The organism is Pseudomonas sp. SH10-3B (assembly GCF_019891415.1).
Classification (GTDB): domain Bacteria; phylum Pseudomonadota; class Gammaproteobacteria; order Pseudomonadales; family Pseudomonadaceae; genus Aquipseudomonas.
In genome coordinates this window covers 24,294-31,795 of sequence record NZ_JAFLXD010000057.1, presented here as the reverse complement: position 1 = coordinate 31,795, position 7,502 = coordinate 24,294, and the positions used below count along the sequence as shown (strand labels likewise).

Here is a 7,502-nt window from a genome sequence, read left to right as displayed (position 1 = left end):
CACCCCCAACCCCATCGCCACCGGAATCCACACCGGCAAGTCCGTCAGCGAAGGGAACACCGCCCGGGAAAAGTCGGAGGTTTGCGCCAAACTGGCGGCGATCATCGCCGACAGCGCCAGCACCGAACCCGAAGACAGGTCGATCCCCGTGGTGATGATCACCTGGGTCACGCCGATCGCCAGCAGGCCGATGATCGACACTTGCAGGATCATCAGCACCAGGCGCTGGGAATTCATCAGGAAGCTCTGGTCACGCACGATCCAGCCAAACAGCTCAAACACCAGGCCGATGCCGATCAGCACCAGGAAGATGCTCAGCTCGGTAGGCAAGCGTCGCCGGTGCTTGACCGGTGCCGTGGCAGGCTTGTTGTCTGTTATTGCGTTCATAGCCAATCACCTTCTTATTCTATGGCACGGGCCAACCGCAGGCCCGCGCGGCTGTTCGTCAGTGGACCGCGGTCATACCGGAGGCCAGCTGCATGACTTTTTCCTGGGTCGCATCGGCGCGGTCAAGGGTGCCCATCAGTTCGCCTTCGTGCATCACCATCACCCGGTCGCTCATGCCCAGCACTTCAGGCAGCTCCGAGGAAATCATGATCACCGCCATACCTTCGCTGGCGAGGAAGGAGATCAAGCGATAGATCTCGGCCTTGGCCCCCACGTCGATGCCCCGGGTCGGTTCATCGAGAATCAGCAAGCGTGGGTTGGTCATCAGCCAGCGCGCCAGCAAGGCTTTCTGCTGGTTGCCGCCGGACAAGGTGTCGATGCACTGCTCCAGGGACGGCGTCTTCACCCGCAGTTTCTTGCACATGTCCTCGCACAGGGCGCGCAGGGCTTTCTGCTGGATAAAACCGTTGCCCGAATAGTGTGGCAGCACGGCCATTTCCATGTTTTCCAGCACCGACAGACAAGGAAACAGGCCACTGAGCTTGCGGTCCTCGGTCAACAGCGCAAAGCCTTTTTCGATGGCCATGTGCGGGTCGCTGATGCGCACCGCCTCGCCATCCAGGGTGATCTGCCCACCGCTGCTGGGGGTGATGCCGAAAATGGTTTCCGCCACATTGGTACGCCCCGAGCCCATCAGCCCGGCGATGCCGAGGATCTCACCGGCATGCAGGTCGAACGACACGCCCTTGAACACCCCGTCCAGGCGCAGGTCGCGCACCGACAGCAGCAGCTCGCCAATGGGCGTCTCGCGCACCGGGAACAACTGGCTCAGCTCACGCCCCACCATCATCGAGATCAGGCTGTCACTGTTCATGCTGTCGGCGCGTTGCAGGCCGATGTACTGGCCGTCGCGGAACACCGCCACTTCATCGGCAATGGCGAACACTTCGTTCATTTTGTGCGTGATGTAGACGATGCCTTTGCCCTGGGCCTTGAGGTCGGCAATGATCGAAAACAGGTGGGCCACTTCCTTATCGGTAATGGCCGACGTCGGTTCATCCATGATCAGGATGTCGGAGTCGTAGGACACGGCCTTGGCAATCTCGACCATCTGCCGCTCGGCGATGCTCAGGTTACCTACGTGTTCCTCGGGGTCCAGGTTGATGCGCAGGCGCGCCAGCAACTCGGCGGTGCAGCGGTGCATTTCGCGGTGGTTGACCATGTGCAGGCTGTTGAGCTGCTCGCGGCCGATCCAGATATTCTCGGCGATGCTCATGTGCGGCATCAGGTTGAGTTCCTGGTGGATCATTGCGATCCCGGCCTTCTGCGCCGCCAGCGGAGTCTCAAACACGATCGGCTTGCCGCGCAGGCGGATTTCGCCGGCGTCGGGCTGGTAGATGCCGGCGATGATTTTCATCAAGGTCGACTTGCCCGCACCGTTCTCGCCCATCAGCGCCAGCACCGTGCCGGGGCGCACACGCAGTTGTACGTCGGCCAGGGCCACGACGCCGGGAAAGCCTTTGCTGATGTTGACGATTTCCAACAGGTAGGGTTCGTCCAGCGGCAACGGCTGGATACCGGGAGGCTGCGAGACAGCGGCTTGAGCGAGCATAAGACGGTACTCCATCAGCAGGGCGGGCACGACCACCCTGCCGGTTCATTGTTGTTATGTCAGGGCTACTTGAACTTGGCGACGTTTTCCGGCGTGATCAACTGGAACGGGATGATCACGTTCTGCTCGACCGGTTCCTTCTTGGCCATTTTGCGCGCCGCTTCCACTGAGCCCACTGCCTGGCCCTTGGCGTCCTGGAACGCGGAGGCGGCCATGTCACCCTTGGTGATCGCATTCAAGCCGTCCGGCGTACCGTCGACCCCCGCGATCAACACACTGCCCTTTTCCTTGCCGGCCGATTTCAGCGCCATGGACGCGCCGATTGCCATCTCATCGTTGTTGGCCAACACCGCATTGAACTCACGGCCTTGAGTCAGCCAATCGTTGACCAGGGTCATGCCCTTGTCCCGCAGCCAGATGCCGGTCTGTTCCTGTTCGATCTTGATGTCCGGGTACTTGGCCAACACTTCCTTCACGCCCTTGGTGCGGTTGGTGGTGGAGTTGTTCGCCAGGTCGCCCAGCAGGATCACGATCTTGCCCTTGCCGCCGAGCTTCTCAGCGATGTACTGCATTTGCAGCTTGCCGGCCTCCACGTCATCGGAGGTCACGGCCACCACGTCCTTGGGCAAGTCCTTCTGGTCGGGACGGCGGTTGACGAACACCAGCGGGATACCGGCCTTGGTCGCGGCATTGATGATGTTCTTGGTGGAGGCCGTGTCGACCGGGTTGACGATAATCGCGTCGACTTTCTGGCTGATGAAGTTCTCCACCTGGCTAAGTTGCTTGACCACGTCGGCGCGGGCGTCTTCGAACTGCAGCTGCACGCCGTCGCCCTTGGGATAGGACTTGGCTTGCTTGTCCATGTCTTCGCGCAGGTAAGTGAGGAAGGTGTCATCGAACGCGGACATGCTCACGCCGACCTTGATATCGGCGGCGCTGGCAAAACCGCTGGCCAGCATCATGGATAAAGCCAGCGCGGTAAAACGGATCGGGGTCTTCATGAACGGTCTGTCTCCACTTTCTTGTTGGTTTTTTGGACGTTGCGTTTATCAGCGCTCGGCGGGCAGTCGTACGACCGGTGCGCCTGGAATGCAGCAGACCAGCGCGCCTTGGTTTTCGACGCACAGCATATTAAGGAAGGAGAAGTAGAACGGCCGGGCGCGTGGCAGGCCGCGGGGCGTGTGGGCAGGGCGTAAAACTCGCAGTACAGCGTTGAAGATTTTCATCTGACGGTACCTGGTTGTTTTTGATCTTGTTTTTGTTGAGTCGCCCGAATCGAGTCCGAACGTACTTTATGCAACCTGGAAAAGACTTTATTGGAAAATAATTTCCATATCAACCTGTTTTAGAATTTTATTCTATTTTTGTTGAAACCACCTGCTGGCGCTCGGCGCTGAGGCGTGCGGCGTCCAATATACGGGTGGTTTCCAGCGCGTCATACGCATCCACGGGCAACGGTCCCTGCCCTTGCACGGCCGCTTGCAACTGGCGGTAGAACTGGGTCCAGCAGCCCTTCTCCGACGGCACTCGCTCACGTTCCGGCCCCTGTTCGAACCAGCCCCAGCGGCGATGTTCTTCTGCGCCCCAGTGTTCGCCTTCGGTTTTCGGCGACTTGCCGGCCATCAGCGCTTCTTCCTGGCCGTCCAGTCCGTCCACGGTGTAGCAACCCAAGGTGCCACTGACGCGAAAACGCGGAGCCTGGCTGTTCTGCAGGGCGTTGCCCCACAAATGGGAAACCACTCCGTTGGCGTGGGTCAGGGAGACGAAGAAACCATGGTCGAGGTTCGGGTATTCAGGGGTGAACTGTAACTGCGCAAAGACCCGGTCCACCGGGCCGAACAGTTGCAGCGCCTGGTCCACCAGGTGGCTGCCCAGATCGCGCAACCAGCCGCCGCCGCTGGCATTGCCCACGGCTTGCGGGCTGTAGCGCTCGACGCGGGATTCAAAGCGGGTGATCTCGCCCAGGGCGCCGGCGTCGATCAGTTTGCGCAGGGTCAGGTAGTCCGAGTCCCAGCGCCGGTTCTGGTAGACGCTGAGCAACACCTCATGGCGTTCGGCGGCTGTTATCAGCGCCTGGGCCTGTTCGGCGTTGGCGGCAAAGGGTTTGTCGCTGACCACCGCCACGCCGTGCTCGATGGCTTCCAGCACCAGCGCAGGACGGCCCTTGAGGGTGGTGGAAATCACCAGGGCATCGACGCCGGCTTCGACGATCTGGCCGATGCTGTCAAAGGCCTGGACGCCGGGGTGGTCGGTTGCCAGTTGCTGGCGACGTTCGGGTGAGCGGGTGACGACACCGACAAACGTCGCCCCCGGCAAAGTTGCAATCAGCGGCGCATGAAAGAAGCGCCCTCCGTGGCCATAGCCGACAAGTCCGATTCTCATGATCAACTCCTGAATTGAATTGGAAACCAATCAACTGTGGGAGGGGGCTTGCCCCCGATAGCGGTGGGTCAGATAACAACTGGTTGACTGACACACTGCCATCGGGGGCAAGCCCCCTCCCACATTTTTAACAGAGTTCCTTCAGTGATTTAGCCGTAGAAGTGCGGACGATCCGGCAAGCTGACCTTCACAATCTGCTCACTGCCCTGCGCCTCGATACACGCATCCGCCGCCACCGCCGCCGCAAAGCCATCCCACGCCGACGGCCCGCCAACCTGCCCTGCGCGCACGCTATCAATGAAGGCCTGCAACTCCACGTCATAGGCGCCGATAAAACGGTCCTTCCAATCCATCAGGATCGCATTCGACAGCTTGGCCCCACTGCGCAGCTGTACCTGGGACGGCTCCGGCAGTTTGGCGATGCCGGTCTCCCCCACCACTTCGCACTGGATGTCGTAGCCGTACTGGCAGTTGACGAACACTTCCACATCGATACGGGTGCCCTTGGCGGTTTCCAGCAGCACGATCTGCGGGTCACGCAGATGGGCCAGGGCCTTGCTGGTCTTGCGCGGGAACACCACCTGCACCGACACGTAGTCGTCGTTGAGCAGCCAGCGCAGCACATCCAGCTCGTGGATCAGGGTGTCGGTAATCGCCATGTCGGTCTTGTAGTTCTCGCCCACCGTCGGGTTGCGGTGCGCGCAGTGCAGCATCAACGGCTCGCCGATCTGGCCGCTGTCGATCACCGCCTTGAGGGCGCGATAACCTTCGTCATAAGGGCGCATAAAGCCGACTTGCACCAGGCGCTTGCCGTAGGCCACTTCGGCGTCGACGATCTTGCGGCAGCCTTCGGCCGTCACCGCCAGGGGCTTCTCACAGAACACCGGTTTGCCTGCGGCGATGGCGGCGAGCACGAACTCCTCGTGGCTCGGGCCCCAGGACGTGACCAGAATCGCCTCGACCTGCGGCGAATTGATCAGCGCATGGCCATCCGGGTACACCTCGGCGTCCAGCTTCAACTCCGCGACCACCTTGGCGGCCTGCTCAAGGTTGATGTCGGTTACGGCCACCACCTGGCTGTTGAGCAAGGTCTGGCTGCACCGACGAATATGGTCACGACCGATGGCGCCGGTACCGATGACACCTAGCTTCAAAGACATACAAACACTCCTCTTGTTATTAGTACTGCCGGGCCTTGGCCAGGTGTTCATTGAGTTTTTTCGCGGCGGCGTTGGTGCGGTCGCTGGTGGACACCTGCGCCACCCCCACCCGCCACCACGACAGGTAGCCGTGAACCATGGTCTTGGGCAGGACCTTGATGTCGATCAGGGTCGAGACGCTTTGCGTACGCGCATCGGCCAGCGCCGCTTCCAGCTGTTCCACGCTGCTGACCTTGTAGGTCTTGCAGCCGTAAGCCGCCGCGCTCATGGCGAAATCCACCGGCACCAGGCCACCGTCGAGCTTGCCACTCTCGGGGTTGCGGTAACGGAACTCGGTGCCGAAGCTGTCCATGCCATTGCCGATCTGCAAATTGTTGATGCAGCCGAAGGCCATGTTGTCGAGCAGCACCACGTTGATCTTGCGCCGCTCCTGGATCGAGGTGGCCAGCTCCGAGTGCAGCATCATGTAGGAGCCATCGCCGACCAGGGCGTAGACCTCCTTGCTCGGCTCGGCCAGCTTCACGCCGAGGGCGGCGTTGATCTCATAACCCATGCACGAATAGCCGTACTCGACGTGGTAGGTGTTGACGCCCTTGCTGCGCCAGGCGCGCTGCAAGTCGCCGGGCAGGCTGCCGGCCGCAGCGACGATGATCGCGTCGTCGGGCAGGGTTTGGTTGAGTACGCCGAGCACCCGGCTTTGGGTCAGGCACGAGCCGGTCAGCTCGATGAATTCACGCAGCACGGCGCGGTCGAGGTGGTCGTCGACTTCCGGCACAAAATCATCGCCGTGGTATTCGACCTGATGGACACGGTCCACTTCGGCGTCCAGTTGCGCCTTGGCGTGGGCGATCTGCTCACCCCAGCCGGAGCGGTAATCACCGAGGGCATCGGCCAGCGCTTCGAGGGCGACCTTGGCGTCGGCCAGTACTTGCACGCCGTCGAGTTTCAAGGCGTCGCAGGGGCTGATATTGAGGTTGAGAAACTTCACCTCGGCGTGCTTGAACAGCGATTTCGACGAGGTGGTGAAGTCGGTATAGCGGGTGCCGATGCCGATGATCAGGTCCGCCTCGGGCGCCAGCAGGTTGGCGGCCAGGCAACCGGTTTCGCCGATGCCGCCGACGTTCAGTGGATGGCTGGAGACCACGGCACTCTTGCCTGCCTGGGTTTCGGCGAAGGGAATATCAAAACGCTCGGCAAAGGCTTGCAACGCGGCATTCGCACCGGAGTACTTCACGCCGCCACCGCAGATGATCAGCGGCTTGCGCTTGCCCCGGAACGCCGCCAAGGCATCGCCGATCATCGCGGCGGTGGCCGGGCGGCGGTCGATACGGTGCACCCGTTTTTGCAGGAAGTAGTCGGGGTAGTCCCAGGCTTCGGCCTGCACGTCCTGGGGCAGCGCCAGGGTCACCGCGCCGGTTTCGGCAGGGTCGGTGAGCACGCGCATGGCATGAATCGCCGCCGTCATCAGTTGCTCGGGACGGTTGATACGGTCCCAGTATTTGCTCACGGAGCGGAAGGCATCGTTGGTGCTGATGCTCAGGTCGTGGAACTGCTCGATCTGTTGCAGCACCGGGTCGGGCTGGCGGCTGGCGTAGACATCGCCGGGCAACAACAGCAACGGGATACGGTTGGCGGTGGCGGTCGCGGCGGCAGTGAGCATATTCGCCGCGCCTGGGCCGACGGAGGCGGTGCACGCGTAGATCTTGCGGCGCAGGTGCTGCTTGGCAAAACCAATGGCGGCGTGGGCCATGCCCTGCTCATTACGGCCCTGATGCACCACCAGGTCGCCGCTGTCCTGCTCCAGGGCCTGGCCCAGGCCCAGCACGTTGCCGTGGCCGAAAATGGTGAACACGCCGGCGACGAACTTGCTCTGCACGCCATCGACTTCGATGTACTGGTTGTCCAAAAACTTCACCAGGGCCTGGGCCATGGTCAATCGGGTGGTGGTCATGTCGCGCCCC

6 protein-coding genes and 1 pseudogene are annotated in these 7,502 nt (G+C 61.6%); all 7 read right to left on the bottom strand.

Annotation, left to right across the window (positions count from 1 at the left end; translation table 11 throughout):
• Positions 1–387, bottom strand: a pseudogene (locus J1G35_RS27555) (ABC transporter permease); the annotation flags it as partial.
• 58 nt (positions 388–445) lie between these two features.
• On the bottom strand, positions 446–1,999 hold the full coding sequence (locus tag J1G35_RS27550) for a sugar ABC transporter ATP-binding protein (protein WP_053134844.1): 1,554 nt from the start codon (positions 1,997–1,999) through the stop codon (positions 446–448).
• Positions 2,000–2,064: 65 nt separating this feature from the next.
• On the bottom strand, positions 2,065–3,000 hold the full coding sequence (locus J1G35_RS27545) for a sugar ABC transporter substrate-binding protein (protein ID WP_122754346.1): 936 nt from the start codon (positions 2,998–3,000) through the stop codon (positions 2,065–2,067).
• 48 nt (positions 3,001–3,048) lie between these two features.
• Positions 3,049–3,225 carry a hypothetical protein gene (locus J1G35_RS27540; RefSeq protein WP_223016569.1) on the bottom strand — a complete coding sequence of 59 codons (177 nt, stop codon included), beginning with the start codon at positions 3,223–3,225 and terminating at the stop codon, positions 3,049–3,051.
• A 127-nt stretch (positions 3,226–3,352) separates the two neighbouring features.
• The gene (locus J1G35_RS27535) at positions 3,353–4,381 is read right to left on the bottom strand and encodes a Gfo/Idh/MocA family oxidoreductase (RefSeq protein ID WP_145337261.1); all 1,029 of its coding nucleotides are present in this window, start codon (positions 4,379–4,381) and stop codon (positions 3,353–3,355) included.
• Between the two features lie 149 nt (positions 4,382–4,530).
• Positions 4,531–5,541 (bottom strand): Gfo/Idh/MocA family oxidoreductase, encoded by a 1,011-nt coding sequence (locus tag J1G35_RS27530; RefSeq protein WP_053134835.1) that lies wholly within the window; start codon positions 5,539–5,541, stop codon positions 4,531–4,533.
• A gap of 19 nt (positions 5,542–5,560) precedes the next feature.
• Entirely contained in the window at positions 5,561–7,492 is a 1,932-nt protein-coding gene (gene iolD / locus J1G35_RS27525) for a 3D-(3,5/4)-trihydroxycyclohexane-1,2-dione acylhydrolase (decyclizing) (protein ID WP_223016568.1), read from the bottom strand.
• Positions 7,493–7,502: the final 10 nt, after the last annotated feature.